This window comes from Pseudomonas lactis, assembly GCF_001439845.1.
GTDB classification, from domain to species: Bacteria; Pseudomonadota; Gammaproteobacteria; order Pseudomonadales; family Pseudomonadaceae; genus Aquipseudomonas; species Aquipseudomonas lactis.
Genome location: NZ_JYLO01000004.1, coordinates 337,751 through 358,578, shown reverse-complemented (window position 1 = coordinate 358,578; position 20,828 = coordinate 337,751). Strand labels below are relative to the sequence as shown.

Sequence of the window (20,828 nt, the reverse complement as noted above, 5' to 3'; positions counted from 1 at the left end):
TGCGCAGGCGAGGAGTAGAGCTTATCCGGCAGTTGTGTGGGATGTTTCAGTTACTGCCAGGCACGGGGTTCGGCATGCCGACGAACCCCGGTTAGACTTACCTGTCGATATCAGCACTGCCCGGCCTGTCGTTAACCAAGGAAGCCCCATGTATTCAACGCGTCTGCTGCTCTGCCTTATTCCTTTGCTGGTATTGGCCGGTTGTTCCACCTCCCGTGGCCCTCAGCAGCCCGAGCGCAGTGAAGCCGAGGTGAAGGCGCAGATCGTGCGCCTGCTGCCGGCCAAGGTCGCGCACCGTAACGGTTGGGCCCAGGACATCTATACCGCCTTCGACACCCAGAAAATCTACCCCAGCAACGAAAACATCTGTGCGGTATTGGCGGTGACCGAGCAAGAGTCCACCTATCAGGTCGACCCGCCGGTGCCGGGTATGGGCAAGATCGCTCAGGATGAAATCCTGCGCCGCGCCGGCAAGGTGCATGTGCCGGCATTCGTGGTGCGCAGCGCCTTGCAACTGCGCTCGCCCACCGGCAAAACCTACGCAGACCGTTTGAATGCCGCCCGTACGGAGAGGGATTTGAGCGGCATCTTCGACGACTTCATCAGTATGGTGCCCCTGGGCAATACGCTGTTTGGCGGCTTCAACCCGGTGCACACCGCAGGCCCCATGCAGGTCAGTATCGACTTTGCGCAGAAACAGGCGCGGAGTTATCCCTACACGGTGGACGGCACGATTCGCCGCGAAGTGTTCACCCGTCGCGGTGGCATGTACTTCGGCATCGCCCATCTGCTCGGTTACCCGGTGAGCTACGACCAGCCGCTGTACCGCTTTGCCGACTTCAACGCCGGTTGGTACGCCAGCCGCAATGCCGCGTTCCAGGCCGCTGTCAGCCGTGTGTCGGGTAAAGAGCTGGCGCTGGATGGGGATTTGATCCGCTATGGCTCATTGCTGCCCGGCACCACCGAGCTGGCGGTGCGTTCACTGGGGGCGAAGCTGGACATGCGCAACCCGAGCATTCGCAGCCAACTGGAGCAGGGCGAGCAGTTGGATTTTGAGGACACCACCTTGTACAAGCGCGTCTTCAGCCTGGCCGACCAGGCGGCCGGCAAGCCGCTGCCACGGGCGATCCTGCCGGGTATTGTGCTCAAGAGCCCGAAGATCACCCGCAACCTGACCACGGCCTGGTTTGCCAAGCGCGTGGATGAGCGCTACCAGCGCTGCCTGAAGCGCTGATCAACTGCGGCGCTTGACGAACCGGCGCCACAAGCCCACCCACAACCACACCAACGGGAACGCCAGGATCACGAAGGGCAGCACATAGCTGGCACGTTCCAGCGCGTCTGCGGTGCCGTTCACCAGGTTGTCTCCCAGGTTGCTGAACATCCGGGTGAACCTTGACACCTGGTTGGCGCCGTCCGAGGAGCGGAAGTTCAAGGTCACGCGGTTGGTGTCGAGGCGGCGTTGCTGGCCGGCGGCAACCTGAGCCAGTTCCTGCAGCTCGTTTTCAATGCCGGCTTGCTCTTTGCTCAGGACGATCAGGTCGCTGACGGTGATGTCCTTGCGCTTGGCCAGTTCATCGAGGCGTTGCTGCTGAGCTTGCAGGCGGTCCTGGCGACGGCGCACATCCGCCACGGCATCGGCCAGGTCTTCGGCCGTGGTGATGCGCTGGCCGAGCTTACCGCCTTCGGCCGCCAGGGCGACCATCGGCTCCACACCCGTGGGCGCGATCCGCAGGATGATTTGGCCACCCTGGCCGTCTTCGGTAATGCCAAGGATATTGCAGGCACCAAAGCGCGCTGTTTCACACGCCTCGCGAGTGGCCTGCATACGCGGTGCGAGCAGAGCGCCGGGCAGGGCCAGGGTCAATTCATGCTCATAGGCCAGTTGCGCCCCGGCCTTGCCCTGTTCGCCATTGATGACGGTGGCGCGAGAGTGGTCCTTGGGGGAACAACCGGCCAAGGCCAGGCCGGCCAGCAAGATTAACAGCGGCGCGCGAAGCGGGTGGGAGTTGCCGTCCAGGTGGCGCATGGCGTTTCCTTGAAATGTGTAGGAGAAATTGGCCGAGATTAAAGCGGGTCTGGCCCATTAACGCAAAGCATTGCCCGGGATTTGCCCGGCTGATGGTGGTGGCTGCCGGGTCGAGGCTGGCGTACATCTCAAGCCTCATACCAGGGAAGCAACCGCCATGAACGCTCAGACCGTCCCCCAAGGTTTTGTCCCATTGCCGCGCAGCAGCCCGTTGCTGGAACTTCTCGGCCCGGCGTATTGCCGTGGCGAAGGTTTGCAATTGGAAGTCGGCCTGCGCGCCGATCATCGTCACGCCAACGGGCGCGGCACGGTGCACGGCGGGGTGCTGGCGACGCTGGCCGATATCGGCATGGGGTACGCCATGGCGTTTTCCAGTGAGCCGCCGTTGCCGTTGATTACCGCCAGCATGACCGTGGATTACCTGGGCGCCGTGCAGGTAGGGGAATGGATGGTGGTGCGTTTGGAAAGCCACAAGCGCGGACGGCAGATGGCGTTTGCCACGTTGAGTTTGCAGGTGGAGGAGCGGGTGGTGCTGCGGGCGAGCGCGGTGTTCGCGGTGCCGCAAGCTGACAGGCAATGAGATCAAATGTGGGAGCTGGCAAGCCAGTTCCCACATTTTGACCGAGTTCATTCAGGGGGATCGAGAAAAAGAAAAGGCCTGGTTTTCGTGGAACCAGGCCTTTTCAATGTTGCTCGTTATGTCTCATATGTAGGAGCGAGCTCGCGAAGAACTCACAGGCAACACGTTCTATGAGGAGCGCTGCGTTATCGTTGAGGTTTTTCGCGAGCAAGCTCGCTCCTACAGGTCAGTTGCGTTCGAGCGCCAGGGCTACGCCTTGGCCGCCGCCGATGCACAGCGTTGCCAAGCCTTTCTTGGCGTCGCGCTTGATCATTTCATGCAGCAGGGTCACCAGCACGCGGCAGCCTGAAGCACCGATCGGGTGGCCGATGGCGATGGCGCCGCCGTTGACGTTGACCTTCTGCGCGTCCCACTCCAGCTCTTTGCCCACTGCCAGGGATTGCGCGGCGAAGGCTTCGTTGGCTTCGATCAGGTCCAGGTCAGCCAGCTGCCAGCCGGCCTTGTCCAGACAGCGGCGGGTGGCCGAGACCGGGCCGATGCCCATGATGGCCGGGTCGACGCCCGCGTTGGCGTAGCTGGCGATACGCGCCAGTACGGGCAGGCCGAGAGCCTTGGCTTTGTCGGCGCTCATCAGCAGCACGGCCGCAGCGCCGTCGTTCAGGCTGGAGGCGTTGCCGGCGGTGACGCTGCCGTCTTTTTTGAACGCAGGCTTGAGCTTGGCCAGGGATTCGGCGGTGGTGCCGGCGCGGGGTTGTTCGTCCACCGCAAAGGCCACCGGGTCGCCTTTGCGCTGGGGAATCAGGATCGGTGTGATCTCATCGGCAAAGCGTCCGGTTTCGATAGCGGCGGCGGCTTTCTGCTGGGAGGCGGCGGCAAAGGCGTCCTGGGCTTCGCGGCTGATACCGTACTTGTCCACCAGGTTCTCGGCGGTGATGCCCATGTGGTAATCGTTGAACGCATCCCACAGGCCGTCGGTGATCATGCTGTCGATCATCTTCGCGTGGCCCATGCGCAAACCGGTGCGCGCGGCAGGCAATACGTACGGGGCCAGGCTCATGTTCTCCATGCCACCGGCAATGATCACCTCGGCGTCGCCGCAACGAATGGCCTGGGCGCCCAGGTGCAAAGCCTTGAGGCCCGAACCGCAGACCTTGTTCAGGGTCAGGCTCGGCACGGCGTGGGGCAGGCCGGCGAGGATCGAAGCCTGGCGTGCCGGGTTCTGGCCGCTGCCTGCGGTGAGTACCTGGCCGAGGATCACTTCATCCACTTGCGCCGGGTCCAGGCCGGTCTGCTCCAGCAGGCGACGGATCACGGCAGCGCCCAGTTCCGGGGCCGGGATGTTCGCCAGCGAACCTTGGAAGCTGCCTACGGCGGTGCGGGTGGCAGCAACAATCACGACGTCTTGCATGGAATCTGTCCTCACTGGAAGTGCATTTCTGGAACGTGGTCCGGGACGATCAGTTTACCGGCGGTCTTGCTCACAATCTCTTCTACGCTGACGCCAGGTGCGCGTTCCTTGAGGACAAAAGCGCCATTTTCGATTTCCAGGTACGCCAGGTCCGTGAGCACGCGCTTGATGCAGTTGGCACCGGTCAGCGGCAGGCTGCACTGGCTGAGCAACTTGGACTCCCCGTCTTTGGAGGCGTGAGTCATGATCACGATGATGTTTTCTGCGCCAGCCACCAGGTCCATGGCACCGCCCATGCCCTTGACCAGCTTGCCGGGGATCATCCACGAAGCGATGTTGCCCTGTACGTCCACTTCGAATGCGCCCAGTACGGTGAGGTCGACATGCCCACCACGAATCATCGCGAACGACTCGGCGGAAGAAAAGATCGAGGCGCCGATGCGTGCGGTGACGGTCTGCTTGCCGGCGTTGATCATGTCGGCGTCGATGGTGTCTTCGGTCGGGAACGGGCCCATGCCCAGCAGGCCGTTTTCCGATTGCAGCATCACTTCCATGCCGTCGGGGATGTAGTTGGCCACCAGGGTCGGAATGCCGATACCGAGGTTCACGTAGTAACCGTCCTGCATCTCGCGGGCAACGCGTTGAGCCATTTGTTCGCGGGTAAGCGCCATGATTGTTTCCTCTTATTGTTCTGGACGGGGATTATTTGCGGACGGTGCGCTGTTCAATACGCTTTTCGAAGGTGCCGCAGATGATCCGGTCGACGTAGATGCCAGGGGTGTGGATCTGCGCCGGGTCCAGCTCGCCCGGTTCGACGATTTCCTCGACTTCGACCACGGTGATCTTGCCGGCGGTGGCGGCCAGCGGGTTGAAGTTCTGGGCGGTGTGACGGTAAATGACGTTGCCGAAGTGGTCGGCTTTCCAGCCTTTGACGATGGCAAAGTCGCCGGTGATGGACTCTTCCATCAGGTACGGGCGACCCTTGAATTCGCGAGTTTCCTTGCCTTCGGCCACGGGGGTGCCGACGCCGGTGGCGGTGAAGAAGGCCGGGATGCCGGCGCCGCCTGCGCGCATTTTTTCTGCCAGGGTGCCTTGGGGCGTGAGCACCACCTCAATCTCGCCGCTGAGCAGTTGCTTCTCGAACAGGGCGTTTTCACCCACGTAGGAGGCGATCACTTTGCTGATCTGCTTCTGTTCCAGCAGCACGCCCAGGCCAAAGCCATCGACGCCACAGTTGTTGGAGACCACCGTCAGGTCGCGGGTGCCTTTGCGCTTGATTTCAGCGATGAGGTTTTCTGGAATGCCACACAGGCCAAAACCACCGGAGAGCACGGTCATGCCGTCTTCCAGGCCTGCCAGCGCTTCTTCATAGGACGCCACGCGTTTATCGAAACCTGCCATATGCACCTCTTTTATTGTTTGTGGTCCAGCCAGTGAGTTGAGTGTTGCGCCAGCGGATTGATTTGTTAAGTTGTTTTTTAAGGTTGATTGATTTAGAAAACAGCATAGTCCAGTCATCGTCCGGAGCAGCTCATGACCGTCAAACAGATGCGTGCCTTTCTCGCCGTCGCGCAAAGCCTGAGTTTTGCCGCTGCCTGCGAGCGTTTGCACCTCTCCCAATCGGCGTTGAGCTTGACCATCAAGGGCCTGGAAGAAGGTTTAGGCGGGCGCCTGTTCAGCCGCAATACCCGCAACGTCGCGCTGACCCCTGAAGGTGAATCCCTGTTGCCCCTGGCCCGCCGGTTGATTGCCGATTGGGACAACGCCGAAGACGAACTGCGCCAGCGTTTTACCCTGCAACGCGGCCGCGTCACGGTGGCGGCCATGCCGTCGTTCGCGGGGAACCTGTTGCCGCCGATCCTGAAGATATTCCGCGCCCGTTACCCTCAGGTGAACGTGACGGTGCATGACCTGATCAATGAGCAAGTGCTGGAGATGGTGCGCGACCGTCAGGTGGAGTTGGGGGTGGCGTTCGAGCCATCAGATGGCTCGTCATTGGCGTTCACGCCGCTGTACCTGGACCGCTTTATCGCCGTGGTCCCGGGAGATTCAGCCTTGGCACAGCGCGCTGAAATCGACTGGAAAGCTCTATTGGAACAGCCGTTCATCACCCTGCAACGGCCTTCCACCGTGCGAGTAATGCTGGAAGAGCACCTGGGGGCCTTGCAGATGAAATTGCCCGTGGCCTTGGAAAGCCATCAACTGGCGACGGTGGGCAAGATGGTTGCCAGCGGTTTGGGGGTTAGCGCGGTGCCGGCGTTATGCGCCAGGCAGATGGAAGAGGCCGGAGCCCATTGCATTACCTTGACCGGCCCGGTGATCGAACGGCCGATTGGGGTGCTGACCAAGCCGGGGCATGAACTGTCGGCGGCGGCGCAGGTGTTGTTTGATATCTTTCGAGATGAAGCGGGGAAGGGCAGGTTTCCAACTTTTTAAGCCGGTAATACAAATGTGGGCGCTGGCAAGCCAGCGCCCACATTAATTAAGGACTACTTAGTAGTAACGGTCGATCACTTTAACTTGCGAGCTGTCTTTGAAAGACGCCCAGGCATTATTAAGTGTGTCGAACACCTGCTCGATAAAGTTGCGGTCAGCCGCGGCTTTCTTGCCGACATAACCCTGGCCACGGCGGTACATCTTCAAGCGCGCCGCCAGCTCACGGTTATTGCGGTCAAACTCGGCTTCTTCGGTATGGGGCGCCAGGCAGTCAATTTGCACTTCGCCCGATTTGCCAATCCACAGGATATGGTCGTCGAGTGTGTCTTTCTGCGCTGCGAACATCTCAGCCAATTCATCGATAGTTGGTTGGTTGTTCAGATTCATGTGTAAGCCCCTTGACCAGTTGGCGATCTATCAGTTGATTCGTTAATACCAGTTGAGTTGTCTCCGGTTACTAAAACCGGGCGTCAGCGACGGGCTGCCGAATACGGGCAGGGTCTTGAAGCTGATGCATGTAGTCTTGCTGATGGGCTGCTACGCAATGCTCTGATTACGAAGACAAGCCGCGTTTGAGCGTCTTGTACCTGTCCCTTTCGGGGCCGGTCAGCTTCATCAATCTGCCTTGTGGGCAGTGCACATCCGGAAAAACAGCTCGGCGGTCAGACGAGCCTGTTCAAAACGCTTGTTACCAACGCTCTCGATCCGAGAGACGTCTAGATCATGCAAGGACAAAAAGGTTACGTCAACGGTTATGTAGTGATTATTTTTGCTCACTACATAAATTGCCGTGGGGACGGGGGAATGCGGGAAAACGTGACTTGGGCGTCATTTTCTGTGCGGTGGGTCGCGGGATTTTGGTGACGAATTTACGCAGATCCCCTGTGGGAGCTGGCTTGCCTGCGATGGCGATGCGTCAGTGGGTACATGTTCGCCTGACACACTGCTATCGCAGGCAAGCCAGCTCCCACAGGTTGATGCGTCGCTATCTCAATTTCTCGGACAGTAAGGGTAATAGCCGCTCGCAGGACGCCTGGATTTTCACCTGCAACAGCTCATCACCCCGCGTCTTGCCCAGGTTGATGGCAATCACCGGCTTACCCTGTTCAACTATCGCCTTGCACAGGCGAAACGCCGAATAGGCCATCAGCGACGACCCCACCACTAACAGTCCTTCGGCATGTTCTACCGCCGTCATCGCCTTGAGCGCCGTCGCCGGTGCGACGTTCTCGCCAAAGAACACCACATCCGGTTTCAGCCTTGCGCCGTCGCAATGTGGGCAGTGGGGTACCTGGAAGCGCTGTTCAAACACCGGATCGAGCAGGGTGTCGCCATCTGGCGCTTGCACCGCATGAACCTGCGCCATGTGCGGGTTATCGACCTCCATCTGCCGCTGGATCACGTCGCGCTCGCTACGCAATTGGCAATCCAGGCACAGCACCCGATGCAAGCTGCCATGCAGCTCGATCACATCCCGGCTGCCGGCCTGGTCATGCAGGGTGTCGACGTTCTGCGTAATCAGCCCGCTGATATGGCCACGGTGTTGCAGCGTCGCGAGCGCAAGGTGGGCCTTGTTCGGCTGGGCAATGCGCACCCGCGGCCACCCCAGCATCGCCCGCGCCCAGTAGCGGCGCCGCGCCTCTGGAGTGGCGAGGAATTCCTGGTACATCATCGGTGGCTTGCCCCGGCGTACACCTTCACCGTCCCGGTAATCCGGGATGCCCGAAGATGTACTGATCCCTGCGCCGGTCAGCACCAGAAAGCGCCGGCCGGTCATGGCCCGGTGCAGGGTGTCGAGGTGGTCTTGCTGATGGTCCAGCGTGTCGAGCATGGGTTCCCCCTATTCGCCGCGGATGTACTGTTCCAGCTGCTGGATCAAGGCCGCTTGCTCGGCAATCGCTTCCTTGACCAAGTCACCGATGGACAGCAGGCCCAGCAGTTTGCCGTCTTCGACCACGGGCAGGTGGCGCAGGTGACTGTCGGTCATGATGTTCATGCATTCCTCGACACTCTTGTGAGTATCCACGGTGATCACCGGCGAGCTCATCACCTCATGGACCTTGGTGGTGACCGACGAGAGGCCCTTGAGCATGATTTTGCGTGCGTAATCCCTTTCGCTGATGATGCCGACCACCACGTCATCCTTGACCACGGGCAAGGCCCCGACGTTTTTCTCGGACATTCGCACCAGCGCTTCAAACACGGTGTGGTCCCATTTGATGGTGTGGACGTCCTGGTTTTTCTGGTCCTTGGCTTTGAGCAGTTGTGCAACGGTCTTCATGGCGGCCACTCCGGTGTTGTTGTTGGTAGTCCAGATCCCCTACAGAATCCTAGACCGAACCCGCCGGAGCAAGGGCCAATGCGGCGTTAAACCTGTCGAAAAACGTCATGGGCCGGTTTTTTTCGGTATTTATCCCGCATTTGCCGGCTTTTTCCCGCGTTTGGGGCTGGCAGCAGCCTTACGTGGCGCGGCCTTGCGTTTCTTTTTCCACGGCGTTGCTCCTCGGCCAGCGGGGCTGGCGGGGCCAGTGATGGTCATGCGCATGCCGTTGCAGCGCGCCACCTGCTTGCTCATCCACGCCGCTTGCTTGGCCACGAACTCTTCCAGGCTCATTTCGCCGCTTTGCACCATGTCCAGTGCCTGTTCCCAGATGGCGGTGGTGCCAGGGTCGGCGATAGCGCGGGGCACGGCGTCAATCAGGCTGAACGCGGCCGGGGTTGCCGACAGGGCCTTGCCGTTTTTCACCAGGTAGCCGCGGTCCAGCAGGCCCTGGATAATCCCGGCGCGGGTGGCCTCGGTGCCGATGCCCGTGGTGTCCTTGAGTTTTTGCTTTAGCAACGGGTCCTCCACCAGCTTGGCGACGTTTTTCATCGCCTTGATCAGGTCGCCTTCGGTAAAGGGCTTGGGCGGCTGGGTCCATAGGTCCTTGAGGTTGACCTTGGCCACGGCGTAGTCGTGGCCCTGCACCAGCGTCGGCAATGCTTGGGGCGCGGGGGCTTCGCGACCTTTGGCGGGCACCAACGCTTCGGGCAAGGCGCGTTTCCAGCCCGGTTCGATGACCACTTTGCCCACCGCGCGCAACGCGTGGCCGGCACAGTCGAAATCGGCCTGGGTGCGGTCGTATTCATGGTTGGGCAGGAACTGCGCCAGGTAGCGCGCACGAATCAGCGTATAGACCGCACGGTGCTTGCCGGTCAGTTGGCTGACCGCCTTGCCGGCGCCGGTGGGGATGATGCCGTGGTGGGCGCTGACCTTGGCGTCGTTCCAGGCCCGCGAACGGCGCTGAGGGTCGATGTGCGGCATCAGTTCGTTGACCGCTGTGTCCGCACGGCCCAGTGCCGCCAGAATCTTCGGCGCTTCACTGTGCTGGCTCAACGGCAGGTAGCCGCAATCGCTGCGCGGGTAGGTGATGGCCTTGTGGGTTTCGTACAGGGATTGAGCGATGTCCAGGGTTTCCTGGGCGCCCAGGCCGAGCTTCTTCGAACAGATCTCCTGCAAGGTGCCGAGGTCGAAGGGCAGGGGCGCCACTTCGCGCATGCGCTCGGTACGCAGTTTCACCAGTCGCGCCGTGGCGGCGTTGAGCATGGCGTCGGCGGCGTCCCGCGCCAGTTGCGGGTTGAGGCAACGGCCCTGGTCGTCACAGGCATCGTCAGGGGCGCGCCATTGGGCGGTGAAGGTCATGTGCTCGTGACGCAGGTCGACATCAATGGCCCAATAGGCCACCGGCACGAAGTCGGCAATGCTGCGATCACGGTCCACCACCAGGCGCAGGGTCGGGGTTTGCACGCGGCCTACCGGCAGCACGCCCTGGTAACCGGATTGGCGCCCCAGCAGGGTAAACAGGCGACTCATGTTCATGCCGATCAGCCAGTCGGCACGCGAGCGCCCCAGGGCCGAATGATACAGGCTGAAGGTTTCTGCACCGGGTTTGAGCGCCGCCAGGGCCTTGCGAATGGAGGCGTCGTCGAGTGCCGACAGCCACAGCCGCTGGATCGGCCCGCGGTAGCGGCAATGCTCCACCAGTTCACGGGCGATCATCTCGCCTTCACGGTCGGCGTCGGTGGCGATCACCAGTTCCTGGGCTTCCCCCAGCAAGCGTTTGACGGCCTTGTATTGGCTGGCGGTCTTGGGCTTGACCAGCATCTTCCATTTTTCCGGAACGATCGGCAGGTCGGCCAGCACCCAGCGTTTGTACTTGGCGTCGTAAGCGTCGGGCGGAGCGGTTTCCAACAAGTGGCCGATGCACCAGGTGACCGTGACTCCATGACCCAGCCAGCACCCATCGCCACGGCGGCTGGCGCCGAGCACGGCCGCGATATCCTTGGCCTGGGAGGGTTTTTCACAGAGGTACAGCCGCATGGTCATCACATCAGATCAGGTTGATGCCTTGCAGGATGCTTATTTGAACGGATTTGAGCAACCATTATCTGTATGGATGTACAGTAATTTGTGTGAGCACTGCACACCGCTGTAGGAGCGAGCTTGCTCGCGAAGGTCGTTAACGATGACGCGGGGCGCCTGGTGCCCCGCGTTGCTCTCAGGTTCTTCGCGAGCAAGCTCGCTCCTGCAGGGGGGAGGTATCAGTTTTTTTCGATATCCACATGCCGGGTTTCCTTGAGGCAGAACAGCCCGACGATCAGGCTCACCCCCGTCACCACCACCGGGTACCACAACCCATAGAAAATATCGCCGGTGTACACCACCAGGGCGAACGACACCGTCGGCAGGAACCCGCCAAACCAGCCGTTACCGATGTGGTAGGGCAGGGACATCGAGGTGTAGCGGATGCGCGTCGGAAACAGCTCCACCATCAGCGCCGCCAACGGCCCGTAGCACATGGCGGCGATGAAGATCAGCACCACGATCAGCACCACCACCATCAGCTTGTTGACCTGGGCCGCATCCGCCGATGACGGGTAACCGGCCAGGGCCACGGCGCCACGCAGGGCCGCTTCATCAAAACCGTCGATGCGCACATCGCCGACGCTCACTTGCACCGGGCTGCCCGCAGGGGCGGCGACGCTGCTGTAGGGCAGTCCCTGTTTGACCAGGAAGGTCTTGACCTTGTCGCAGGGGCTGTCAAAACGGGCCTTGCCCACTGGGTCGAACTGGAAGGTGCAGGTGGCCGGGTCGGCCAGTACGGTGATCGGCGCCTGTTGGCTGGCCTGGTCCATTGCGGGGTTGGTGTAGTGCGCCAGGCCTTTGAAGATCGGGAAGTACAGCGCGGTCGCCAGCAGCAGGCCGAGCATCAGCACCGGCTTGCGCCCGACCTTGTCCGATAGCCAGCCAAACAGGATAAAGAACGGCGCGCCAATCACCACGCTGATAATCAACAGCATATTGGCCAGGGCCGGGTCCATGCGCAGGAACTGGGTGAGGAAGAACAGCACATAAAACTGCGCCGCGTAGAAGGTCACCGCCTGCCCGCCGTTGATGCTGAACAGGGCGATCAGCACCACCTTGAGGTTTTCCCATTTGCCGAAGGACTCGCGAATCGGCGCCTTGCAGGCCTTGCCTTCCTCTTTCATTTTCAAGAAGGCGGGCGATTCGTGCAGGCTCATGCGGATCCAGGTCGAGATGCCCAGCAGCACGATGGAAAACAGGAACGGAATGCGCCAGCCCCACACTTCGAACTGATCGCCGGTGAAGTAACGGCAGGCCAGCACCACCAGCAGCGACAGCAGCAGGCCGAGGGTGGCGGTGGATTGAATCCAGCTGGTATGCAGCCCGCGCTTGCCCGGTGGCGCATGCTCGGCCACGTAGGTAGCGGCACCACCGTATTCGCCGCCCAGTGCCAGGCCCTGCAGCATGCGCAGCACAATGAGGATGATCGGCGCGGCAATGCCGATGCTGGCGTAGGTCGGCAGCAACCCGACGCAGAAGGTTGCCACGCCCATCAGGATGATGGTCACGAGGAAGGTGTACTTGCGCCCGATCATATCGCCCAGGCGGCCGAACACCAGCGCACCGAATGGCCGCACCACAAAGCCTGCGGCAAAGGCCATCAAGGCAAAGATAAACGCCGTGGTGTCGTTGACCCCGGCAAAGAACTGCTTGCTGATCACCGCCGCCAGGGCGCCGTAGAGGAAAAAGTCATACCACTCGAACACCGTCCCCAGGGAGGAGGCGAAGATGACCTTTCTTGATTCGTTGGCGGTACTTGCACTGGCCGCCGAGCCCAGGGGTTGAGCATGTTCTGACATCGGGTGTCCCTCACAGTGATTATTTATTGTTGTTCCACTGTCGGCGCCAACCTCAGCGCCGCTATTTTTTCAACGTCAACGATTACGCGGGGTGCCCTGTAGTGCGCGGTGTTGGTGGGTTTTTCGCGAGTAAGCTCGCGCCTACAGTGTTGGGTGACAGGATGAGCTGCGCGGCTTTTTCCGCGATCATCAGCGTGGGTGAGCAGGTATTGCCGGAGGTGATGCGCGGCATGATCGACGCATCGGCAATGCGCAGGCCGGGGATGCCGTGTACGCGCAGTTGGCTGTCGACCACCGCGTCCTTGTCATCGCCCATGCGGCAGGTGCCCACCGGATGGAAAATCGTGGTGCCGATCCGTGCGGCGGCTTCGTGCAGTTGTTCTTCAGTTTGCAGGTCTTGGCCGGGCAGGTATTCCACCGGTTTGAACTGGCTCAGGGCCGGAGCGGCGACGATGCGCCGGGTCAGGCGAATGGCGTCGGCGGCGACGCGTAAGTCTTCGGGGTGGCTGAGGTAATTGGGCTGTATCCGCGGCGCATCCGCCGGGTTGGCCGAACGAATATCCACCCGGCCACGGCTTTGCGGGCGCAGGTCGCAGACCGACGCGGTAAATGCCGGGAAGCCGTGCAATGGTTCGCCAAAGCGCTCCAGGGACAGTGGTTGCACATGGTATTGCAGGTTGGCAGAGGTCTGCTCCGGGCCGGAGCGGGCAAACGCGCCGAGCTGGCTGGGCGCCATCGACAGCGGGCCGCTACGGTCGTACAGGTAGCGCAGGCCCATGCCCATCTTGCCCCACAATGTGCCGGCGATCTGGTTCAGGGTGCGGGCATTTTCCAGCTTGTAGATCAGGCGCAGTTGCAGGTGATCTTGCAGGTTGCCGCCAACGCCTGGCAGTTCATGCACCACGTCGATACCCAGGGGCTTGAGCACCTGGGAAGGGCCGATCCCTGAACGTTGCAGAATGCCCGGCGAACCCACCGAGCCGGCGCACAGTACGATCTCTTTGCGCGCTTTCCAGATCAGTGCCTGGCCGTGTTGGCGCCCCAGTACCTGCGAGGCACTACCGTTTTCCAGCAGCACACGCTCAACCTCTACCTCCGTCAGCACGGTGAGGTTAGGCCGCTGGCGGATCGGCTTGAGAAACGCCTTGGCCGCATTCCAGCGCACACCGGCTTTCTGGTTGACCTGGAAGTAACCGCAACCCTCGTTATCGCCCTGGTTGAAATCATTGATATTGGCGATGCCGCTTTGGGCAGCCGCCTCACGAAACGCATCGAGGATCGGCCACGACAGGCGCTGTTGCTCGACGCGCCACTCGCCGCCCTCGTTGTGGAATTCAGAGCCGCCGGCAAAATGGTTTTCGCTCTGTTTGAACAGCGGCAGTACGTCTTTCCAGGCCCAGCCCGCGTTGCCCGCCGCCGCCCAGCCATCGTAGTCCTGAGCCTGGCCGCGCATATAGATCATGCCGTTGATAGACGAGCAGCCTCCCAGCACTTTGCCCCGGGGGTAGCTCAAGGCGCGCCCTTGCAGGCCGGCTTGGGATTCGGTCTTGAAGCACCAGTCGGTGCGTGGGTTGCCGATGCAGAACAGGTAGCCGACGGGGATATGGATCCAGGGGTAGTTGTCGCGGCCACCGGCTTCCAGCAGCAGGACACGGTGAGCCGGGTTGGCGGACAGACGATTGGCCAGCAGGCATCCGGCAGGGCCGGCGCCGACGACGATGTAATCGTATTCAGCAGTTGCATTGGGCATCTGGGGTCTCGCTTGTTTTTCTTATTGGCCCCATCCTAGTTGTTAGTTTTCGTCTTAAAAATGTTAGTTTTTACCCACCCGCTGTGCGTTTTTAAACAACGGCGGCTGGCCCGGGCACTGGAGGCGATATGTTCGACTGGAATGACCTGCGGTTTTTTCTCGAGTTGCAGCGCAGTGGCCGCCTGCTCACCGCCGCCCAACGCCTGAAAACCACGCATGCCACCGTGGCCCGGCATATCGACGCCATCGAGAAAAGCCTCGGCACGGCGTTGTTCGTGCAACATGCCCAGGGCTATGAACTGACGCCTGCCGGCGAAGCGCTGCTCAAACATGCGGAGGCCATGGAGAACGTGGCACTGTTGGCCGAAGACGAGCTCACCCATTCTGCTGCGCCCCTGGGCAAGATTCGCCTCGGCGTGGCCGAAGGGCTGGGGGTGATGTTTTTGGCCTCGCGCATGGGAGGGTTGTTTGAACGCTATCCAGGATTGGAGGTGGAGCTGGTCGCGGTGCCGCGTTTTGTCAGCATCCTCAATCGCGAAGCGGAGATCAGCATTCACCTGGAGCGCCCCAGCGCCGATCAACTGGTGACGCGCAAACTCACCGATTATCGTCTGGCGCTGTACGCCAGCCGTGCCTACCTGGCCCGCAATCCGCCTATCGAGAAGCGTGAAGACCTTGCTGCCCATGCCTGGATCGATTATGTCGATGACCTGCTGTTCAGCCAGGAGCTGAAGTTACTCAACAGCTTCTGCCGTAACCCCAAGGTGGTGTTCCACAGCACCAGCGTGATCGCCCAGCACCAGGCGGCGCGTTCGGGGTTGGGCATTGCGGTGTTGCCATGTTTTATGGCGGCTGGGGATGGAGAGTTGGTGCCGTTGTTGCCGGCAGAGGGCATTCAGCGCAGCTATTGGATCAGCTCGCGTCGGGAGCTGCACAAGTCGGTGCGGTTGCGGGTGTTGTGGGATTATGTGGTGGAGTTGTGCGCGCGGGAGCAGGGCTTGTTGCTAGGTGAGTCCCGCTGACGCAACACACGGATTAAAAAGTGGGAGCTGGCTTGCTCGCGAAGGCGGCCTGACAGGCGACACAGTTGGATTGTGTACATATCCATTCCTGCGGTAACGGCCACTTAGGGTTCCGCTCTGACAGCGGCTCACTTTTGAAAGGAGCCGGAATGCCGGCCCAGCCAAAAGTAAGCAAAAGGCTCTTGCCCCACCACTCGGCACCTCGCTTAGGCTCGGTGTGCCCGAACACAGGCTTGAATCCGTGGGCCGCCGCCACGCGCCATCCATGGCGCGGGGCGGCTAACCCGGCGTCCTGCCGGGTTACCCACGAATTCAAGCCTGCGTTCGGCCAGCGTGGTTTAACGGGGCGCCTGAGATCAAGATCAAAAGCAGATCAAGAGCGGCTCGCTTCGCATCGTGGTTACCGTTGGCTGCAACAACCTCCAAGGTTGTGTAGATACCTATGCTGCGATGGCGATGTATCAGCCACTCATGTGCAAGCTGACCCGCCGTTATCGCAGGCAAGCCAGCTCCCACATTTGGACTGTGTTGTGTCAGGGATAGTCTAGAGCTTCACCACCTGATGCACCTGCTCGGCACAGGCCCGAGCTTCTTCAATCATCTTGCCGAACGCATCGCTGGTGACTTCGGCATGGGTCAGCCAACGTTTTTTCTGGCTCAGGCGATAGTGATAGCGCAGTGAGCCGTCTTCCAGTTTTCCGTCCAGGTCGAGGTCGTACCAGGGCGAGCGCACCTTGCAGCCGGGGATGGCTTTTTCCATCTTCCCGCCTGCCAGGGTGTAGGTGTAGTCATAGGTTTCGGGGTTGCCCAGGTAGAGGTCGGCCTGTTGCCCCTGGCGACGATAGTTGACGTAACCTTCCCAGCGGTCTTTCAAGGACGGGTCGGTGTAGACATAGTCATTGGCCAGTTTTTCCAGGGCGCGCTGATCGTTCATGCGGGCGCTGACGCTGTAGCCGTCATGTACCACAAAACTGGTGGGGTCGCGGGTGATCTGGCAGTCGCTAATGTCGTTGCCGAAGTTGGCGCAGATGTTCTGGTCGGTGGCGGTGGTGCCTTGCTGGCGGTCGGCGACGCTCAGTTGCATCAGCGGCAGGCGGCTGAAGGTAATAGTCGCCTTGACCGCGCCATCTCCCTCTTTGCCGTACTGCACCTGTTTGTCCAGGCGTATCGAGACTTCGGGGCGTTCCAGTGGGATGTGTTCTTCGCGCACTTGGCCCTGGGCGTCGTTGACCAACACCCAGCGGTCCTGAATATCGGGCATGGTCTGGCCAGGGGCGAAGACCGGGTTGGTCGGGTCAAGCCACCACACCTGGCCATTCACTTCGGCACGCACGATGGCGTGGTTGGGCGCCTGTGTGCCAGGAATCAGCAGGGCATCGACCACGTCGCCACGGCTGACCCACGCGGTCTCTGCCTTGATGCCGCTGGCCTTGAGCATGGCCGTCAGCAGGGTCGCCAGGTCCTTGCAGTCGCCGTAGCCGTGCTGCTCGATTTCCACCAGGCTGAACGGCACATAACCACGCTCGCTGGCGCGCCAGTCGCCCAGGTAGCGGTAATGATCATTGATGTGCTGCATCAGCGCGGCCACTTGCTCAGCCGGCGCCAGGCTGCGTGCGGCGGCCACGGCGGCGGCGGCTTGCGCCGGCAGGTTGGCGCCGAGGATCTGGTTGTAACGCTGGGCAAAATCACCGAAGTACGCCTGGTGGTCCACGGCGCTGCCTACTTCCAGGCGTGGGACGCGCAGCAGCGCGGCGGCGGAGGATTCATTGATGTAGTTGAGGTAGATCGGCGCTTTAAGCGCCACGTCCAGGGTTTTGCCGTTGCTCGAAGGGGTCACGTTGAAGGCGTCGAACATTTCACTACGCCACTGGAGCGGGCGTTCGGCGGTAAAGCGCGCCTTGAAACGATCACGGCGGGCCGCGCCGGGGCCGAACTTGAGCACGTAATGGAACTGGCTCATCAGCGGTTTGGCCGGATAGTGGTGGTGTACGGTGTAGCGGATCTTTGTGCCCACGCGCAGGTTGGGGAAGGCCAGGGAGGTTTGCTTATCGCGGCTGAAACCCTGGTCTGGGTTGGGCGCGCTGCGGGTATCGATTTGCGTGGCGGCGAGGGCGACCGGCTTGGCGCCAGGCTGGGTGGACTGGGCGCTGATCACTTCAAAGGTATCGCCTTCGGAGTAATCGAAATCGATGCGCGAGAGCATTTCGCGGCCGTTGGGTTTGAGGATCGTGTAGCGGTAGGTGGTGGTGCAGTCGGTGCTGGCGTCGCGGTTGAAGTGGCAGTGCAATTCGGTGTCGTTGGCCAGTGGGGCTTCGGCTAGGGGTTGCAGTGCAGCGCTGACGGAATGGGAAACCAGCCCCAGACTGATAGCAATCAAAGGGCGGTGAAACGAAAAACGGTACATGGGCGCCTCGGGTGACACATTGAAACAGCTACCCGGCGGGTAGCGAGAAGGCGCCGGATGATAATGGATCTCAACGGCAAAGGCCAGGATTGTTCGACAATTCTTAAGCCTGAAAGGCCCGTGCTAGAGCCTTTACTTGATTTAGATCAAGGTTTTTATGCCGCCATCGCGGCGCGTCCTTAGAGAAACCAGCGATATTCGCGCGCATGAATTTCTTGCTGGAAAGCCAAGTGATCCTGGCGTTTGTTCTCGCAATACACGTCGACAAATTCCGCGCCCAGCTTGTCGCGCAGTACCGGTTGCTGCTGCATGGCACGCACGGCGTCGAGCATTTCCACCGGGAAATCGGTGCCGCTGTTGCGGTCTTCGTTCAGTGGTGCGATGGGTTCACGCTTGGTCTCAAGGCCATGCTCCAGGCCCACCAGGATCGCCGCCAGCACCAGGTAAGGGTTGGCATCGGCGCTGGCCAGGCGGTGCTCGATCCGCAGGTTGCGCGGGTCGGACTCGGGGATGCGCACACAAGCATCGCGGTCTTCAAAGCCCCAGCTCGCCCGCGTCGCAGCGTTGACCGTGCCGCCCAGGCGGCGGAAGGCATTGTGGTTGGGCGAGAAAATCGGCATGCAGTGGGGCAGCAATTCCAAGCAACCGGCTACGGCGTGGCGCAATGGCTGCTGCTGATGGGCCGCGAGCAAGTTATTGCCCGCTGCGTCGTAAAGGCTCACATGCACATGCATGCCACTGCCGGGAAATTGCAGGTAGGGCTTGGCCATGAAGCTGGCGCGGTAACCCTGCTTGAGCGCCACGCCACGGGTGCTGCGGCAGAACAGGGCGGCCCAGTCGGCGGCGCGCAGGCCGTCGTCGCAGTGGCCGAAGTTGATCTCGAACTGGCCGGGGCCGATTTCGGCGGTGATCACCGTGATGTCGAGGCCTTGGTCCTTGGCGGTTTGCGCCATGTCATCGAGCACGTCGCTAAAGCGCGACAGCCGTTCGATATGCAGGTTGGGCTGGTCGTCGGCATCCCCGCTGAGCGGGTCGCGGGCAAATTGCGGCAGGCCGTTTTCCAGCTGTTTATCGAACAGGTAGAACTCCAGCTCAAACGCCACCACGGGGTGAATGCCCTGATGCTGCAAGCGTTCCAGTACTTTGGCCAGGACTTCGCGGGGTTCGAATTCGATGGGCGCTTGGGTGCCGTCCGAGGTGATGAGCATTTGCCCCAATGGCTGGGACTCCCAGTTCACCGGTTTGAGCGTGCCCGGCACCAATCGGCGGTTGGCGTCCGGGTCGCCATCGTTGAAGCAGTAGTCGCCAATCTTGAACAGCCCACCCTGAGCCCCCAGCAATACCGCATTCTGCGGCAGCTTCAGCGGGCTGCCGGCTGCGACTTTCTCAAGCATCTCCACCGGGTAGCGCTTGCCATAGAAATGCCCGGGAATATCCAGGGCGATCAGGTCGACATAGCGCACGTCGGGGTGGTTCTGGCGAAAGCTGCGTACTTCGGCCAGCAACGTGGAGGATTGGCTTTTCACGGGTGCAGCTCCTAGTTGTAAACCCACAAGACGCGGGCGGGCAGGTCGGTCAGGTTGGCGTAGCGGCAGTGGGCGAAACTGGCGAGGTGGAAACTGTCGCCGGGGCCGAGGGTGACCGGATCGGCCTCGCCATCCACCCACAGGGTCAACTCGCCTTCGAGCACAAAACCAGCCTGTTCGGCGCGGTCGCTCATAGTCTGTTCGCCGCTGTTGGCACCGGGTGCCAACAGGCTGTCGAGCATCGAGAACGCGCCGTTCATGCTCGGCGACACCAGGATGTCGGTGATGCCATTGGCGTAATACACCGTGCGCCGCTCGTTGGGGCGGGTGACCCAGTCCACCGCTTTGGGTTTGGGCAGGCTGTAGAAATAGGTGGTGGGTACGTCCAGGGCGTGGCTGATGGCGGTTAAATCGGCCACGGTCGGGCGCGACAGGCCACGTTCTACCTGGGACAGAAATCCCACCGACCGTTCGATTTTTTGCGCAAGTTGGGCCAGGGTGAGCTTCTTGTACTTGCGCAGGTCGTGGATCAGCGCCGCGAGGGTGGCAAGTTCTTCTTGAGGGGTCATGAAATTTATATCGAATAATTTCATGAAAAATTACACGATTATTTTCACGCTCGCAAACCCTATGCACAAACTTTTGTGGCGAGGGAGCTTGCTCCCGCTGGGCAGCGAAGCGGCCCCAACCCGTTCACCGCATGCGTTCAGTGGATGCGCGGTGTGGCTTTTTGGGGCTGCTGCGCAGCCCAGCGGGAGCAAGCTCCCTCGCCACAAAGGATTGGGAAATATGGGGAAACTGTATTGAGCAGGGACATCTCAGGTGCCTGCTAGGTTGAATGGACCATTCAACCATTCAGGGGAGCAAAGGATTGCTTCACAAACCCAATTCTCATTTGTTACGACGTGGCCGTTATTCAGAACCTGGCCGAGCTTATTTGGTAACTGCCGTGGTTTATCAACGTCGCCCGGTGTTTGCCGATCTTTACCTGGGGCGGCTATTGGTTGCCGAGCTTAAACGAGCCCATGACCTTGGACTGGTCAACTCGCTGGCCTGGGTCATTATGCCGGACCACCTTCACTGGTTATTTGAACTGCGAGACGCGACGCTGCCTGAGGTGATGAAACGAGTGAAGTCGTGCAGCACACTGGCCATCAACCGAGCTCGTCGTACACACGGAGCTTTCTGGCAGTACGGCTATCACGATCGTGCGGTGCGGGCCGATGAAGACCTTATCAAGGCTGCTCGCTACATCATCGCCAACCCACTGCGAGCCGGACTGGTCGAGCATGTTGGCGACTACTCACTCTGGGACGCCGCCTGGCTATAACGACGTACCCCTTGTGGCGAGGGAGCTTGCTCCCGCTGGGCAGCGAAGCGGCCCCAACCCATTCACCGCATACGTTCAGTGGATGCGAGGTGTGGCTTTTTGGGGCTGCTGCGCAGCCCAGCGGGAGCAATCTCTGGCC

The 20,828-nt window shown here is 61.0% G+C and carries 18 protein-coding genes; 5 read left to right on the top strand and 13 right to left on the bottom strand.

The genetic code is table 11. From position 1 onward, the window contains the following. Positions 1 to 148 precede the first annotated feature (148 nt). Entirely contained in the window at positions 149 to 1,234 is a 1,086-nt protein-coding gene (locus tag TX24_RS08570; RefSeq protein WP_057710152.1) for a DUF1615 domain-containing protein, read from the top strand. Here TX24_RS08570 and TX24_RS08565 read toward each other — a convergent pair whose 3' ends face one another. Further along, a complete protein-coding gene (locus tag TX24_RS08565; RefSeq protein ID WP_057710151.1) occupies positions 1,235 to 2,029 on the bottom strand; it encodes a DUF4349 domain-containing protein in 795 nt (264 codons plus the stop codon). It lies immediately after the preceding gene. Between the two features lie 157 nt (positions 2,030 to 2,186). Here TX24_RS08565 and TX24_RS08560 point away from each other — a divergent pair, with 157 nt between their 5' ends. Continuing rightward, a complete protein-coding gene (locus tag TX24_RS08560) occupies positions 2,187 to 2,609 on the top strand; it encodes a PaaI family thioesterase (protein ID WP_014717969.1) in 423 nt (140 codons plus the stop codon). 226 nt (positions 2,610 to 2,835) lie between these two features. Here TX24_RS08560 and TX24_RS08555 read toward each other — a convergent pair whose 3' ends face one another. The 3 genes from TX24_RS08555 to TX24_RS08545 are packed head-to-tail and all read right to left on the bottom strand — an operon-like array spanning position 2,836 to position 5,418. Continuing rightward, positions 2,836 to 4,017 carry an acetyl-CoA C-acetyltransferase gene (locus TX24_RS08555; RefSeq protein WP_057710150.1) on the bottom strand — a complete coding sequence of 394 codons (1,182 nt, stop codon included), beginning with the start codon at positions 4,015 to 4,017 and terminating at the stop codon, positions 2,836 to 2,838. 11 nt (positions 4,018 to 4,028) lie between these two features. Continuing rightward, a complete protein-coding gene (locus TX24_RS08550) occupies positions 4,029 to 4,688 on the bottom strand; it encodes a CoA transferase subunit B (protein ID WP_003190327.1) in 660 nt (219 codons plus the stop codon). 31 nt (positions 4,689 to 4,719) lie between these two features. After that, positions 4,720 to 5,418: a CoA transferase subunit A gene (locus TX24_RS08545; protein ID WP_003190329.1), complete on the bottom strand. Its 699-nt coding sequence runs from the start codon at positions 5,416 to 5,418 to the stop codon at positions 4,720 to 4,722. A 132-nt stretch (positions 5,419 to 5,550) separates the two neighbouring features. On the opposite strand from TX24_RS08545, the gene TX24_RS08540 reads away from it, so the two are divergent. Next, on the top strand, positions 5,551 to 6,453 hold the full coding sequence (locus tag TX24_RS08540) for a LysR family transcriptional regulator (protein ID WP_003190333.1): 903 nt from the start codon (positions 5,551 to 5,553) through the stop codon (positions 6,451 to 6,453). Between the two features lie 57 nt (positions 6,454 to 6,510). Here TX24_RS08540 and TX24_RS08535 read toward each other — a convergent pair whose 3' ends face one another. From TX24_RS08535 to TX24_RS08510, 6 genes are all read right to left on the bottom strand, one after another. Then, entirely contained in the window at positions 6,511 to 6,840 is a 330-nt protein-coding gene (locus TX24_RS08535) for a hypothetical protein (RefSeq protein ID WP_003190335.1), read from the bottom strand. A 598-nt stretch (positions 6,841 to 7,438) separates the two neighbouring features. Beyond that, positions 7,439 to 8,284 carry an NAD-dependent protein deacetylase gene (locus tag TX24_RS08530; protein WP_057710149.1) on the bottom strand — a complete coding sequence of 282 codons (846 nt, stop codon included), beginning with the start codon at positions 8,282 to 8,284 and terminating at the stop codon, positions 7,439 to 7,441. A gap of 9 nt (positions 8,285 to 8,293) precedes the next feature. After that, positions 8,294 to 8,734: a CBS domain-containing protein gene (locus TX24_RS08525; RefSeq protein ID WP_003190337.1), complete on the bottom strand. Its 441-nt coding sequence runs from the start codon at positions 8,732 to 8,734 to the stop codon at positions 8,294 to 8,296. Positions 8,735 to 8,863: 129 nt separating this feature from the next. Further along, positions 8,864 to 10,813, bottom strand: coding sequence for a DNA topoisomerase III (locus TX24_RS08520; RefSeq protein ID WP_057710190.1), 1,950 nt, complete (start codon positions 10,811 to 10,813; stop codon positions 8,864 to 8,866). Positions 10,814 to 11,034: 221 nt separating this feature from the next. Beyond that, positions 11,035 to 12,657 (bottom strand): MFS transporter, encoded by a 1,623-nt coding sequence (locus tag TX24_RS08515; RefSeq protein ID WP_003190341.1) that lies wholly within the window; start codon positions 12,655 to 12,657, stop codon positions 11,035 to 11,037. Between the two features lie 82 nt (positions 12,658 to 12,739). Then, positions 12,740 to 14,407: a GMC family oxidoreductase gene (locus TX24_RS08510; protein WP_057710148.1), complete on the bottom strand. Its 1,668-nt coding sequence runs from the start codon at positions 14,405 to 14,407 to the stop codon at positions 12,740 to 12,742. 128 nt (positions 14,408 to 14,535) lie between these two features. Between TX24_RS08510 and TX24_RS08505 the strand changes: the two genes are divergently transcribed. Next, a complete protein-coding gene (locus TX24_RS08505) occupies positions 14,536 to 15,429 on the top strand; it encodes a LysR family transcriptional regulator (RefSeq protein ID WP_034135278.1) in 894 nt (297 codons plus the stop codon). 544 nt (positions 15,430 to 15,973) lie between these two features. On the opposite strand, the gene TX24_RS08500 is transcribed toward TX24_RS08505, so the two are convergent. From TX24_RS08500 to TX24_RS08490, 3 genes are all read right to left on the bottom strand, one after another. Next, complete coding sequence (locus tag TX24_RS08500; RefSeq protein WP_057710147.1) at positions 15,974 to 17,833, bottom strand: DUF3857 domain-containing transglutaminase family protein; 1,860 nt, start codon at positions 17,831 to 17,833, stop codon at positions 15,974 to 15,976. 179 nt (positions 17,834 to 18,012) lie between these two features. Further along, entirely contained in the window at positions 18,013 to 19,359 is a 1,347-nt protein-coding gene (locus TX24_RS08495; RefSeq protein WP_057710146.1) for a glutamine synthetase family protein, read from the bottom strand. 11 nt (positions 19,360 to 19,370) lie between these two features. Then, a complete protein-coding gene (locus TX24_RS08490; RefSeq protein WP_057710145.1) occupies positions 19,371 to 19,928 on the bottom strand; it encodes a helix-turn-helix domain-containing protein in 558 nt (185 codons plus the stop codon). 269 nt (positions 19,929 to 20,197) lie between these two features. Here TX24_RS08490 and TX24_RS08480 point away from each other — a divergent pair, with 269 nt between their 5' ends. Then, entirely contained in the window at positions 20,198 to 20,689 is a 492-nt protein-coding gene (locus tag TX24_RS08480; RefSeq protein WP_052224669.1) for an REP-associated tyrosine transposase, read from the top strand. The last annotated feature ends 139 nt before the right edge of the window (positions 20,690 to 20,828 follow it).

Excerpts from the sequence above, each read along its gene's own strand:
- TX24_RS08565 (WP_057710151.1), bottom strand. The coding sequence starts at position 2,029 with ATGCGCCACCTGGACGGCAACTCCCACCCGCTTCGCGCGCCGCTGTTA.
- TX24_RS08505 (WP_034135278.1), top strand. The coding sequence starts at position 14,536 with ATGTTCGACTGGAATGACCTGCGGTTTTTTCTCGAGTTGCAGCGCAGT.
- TX24_RS08530 (WP_057710149.1), bottom strand. The coding sequence starts at position 8,284 with ATGCTCGACACGCTGGACCATCAGCAAGACCACCTCGACACCCTGCAC.
- TX24_RS08525 (WP_003190337.1), bottom strand. The coding sequence starts at position 8,734 with ATGAAGACCGTTGCACAACTGCTCAAAGCCAAGGACCAGAAAAACCAG.
- TX24_RS08550 (WP_003190327.1), bottom strand. The coding sequence starts at position 4,688 with ATGGCGCTTACCCGCGAACAAATGGCTCAACGCGTTGCCCGCGAGATG.
- TX24_RS08520 (WP_057710190.1), bottom strand. The coding sequence starts at position 10,813 with ATGCGGCTGTACCTCTGTGAAAAACCCTCCCAGGCCAAGGATATCGCG.
- TX24_RS08535 (WP_003190335.1), bottom strand. The coding sequence starts at position 6,840 with ATGAATCTGAACAACCAACCAACTATCGATGAATTGGCTGAGATGTTC.
- TX24_RS08515 (WP_003190341.1), bottom strand. The coding sequence starts at position 12,657 with ATGTCAGAACATGCTCAACCCCTGGGCTCGGCGGCCAGTGCAAGTACC.
- TX24_RS08560 (WP_014717969.1), top strand. The coding sequence starts at position 2,187 with ATGAACGCTCAGACCGTCCCCCAAGGTTTTGTCCCATTGCCGCGCAGC.
- TX24_RS08570 (WP_057710152.1), top strand. The coding sequence starts at position 149 with ATGTATTCAACGCGTCTGCTGCTCTGCCTTATTCCTTTGCTGGTATTG.
- TX24_RS08500 (WP_057710147.1), bottom strand. The coding sequence starts at position 17,833 with ATGTACCGTTTTTCGTTTCACCGCCCTTTGATTGCTATCAGTCTGGGG.
- TX24_RS08490 (WP_057710145.1), bottom strand. The coding sequence starts at position 19,928 with ATGACCCCTCAAGAAGAACTTGCCACCCTCGCGGCGCTGATCCACGAC.
- TX24_RS08510 (WP_057710148.1), bottom strand. The coding sequence starts at position 14,407 with ATGCCCAATGCAACTGCTGAATACGATTACATCGTCGTCGGCGCCGGC.
- TX24_RS08545 (WP_003190329.1), bottom strand. The coding sequence starts at position 5,418 with ATGGCAGGTTTCGATAAACGCGTGGCGTCCTATGAAGAAGCGCTGGCA.
- TX24_RS08480 (WP_052224669.1), top strand. The coding sequence starts at position 20,198 with ATGGACCATTCAACCATTCAGGGGAGCAAAGGATTGCTTCACAAACCC.
- TX24_RS08540 (WP_003190333.1), top strand. The coding sequence starts at position 5,551 with ATGACCGTCAAACAGATGCGTGCCTTTCTCGCCGTCGCGCAAAGCCTG.
- TX24_RS08555 (WP_057710150.1), bottom strand. The coding sequence starts at position 4,017 with ATGCAAGACGTCGTGATTGTTGCTGCCACCCGCACCGCCGTAGGCAGC.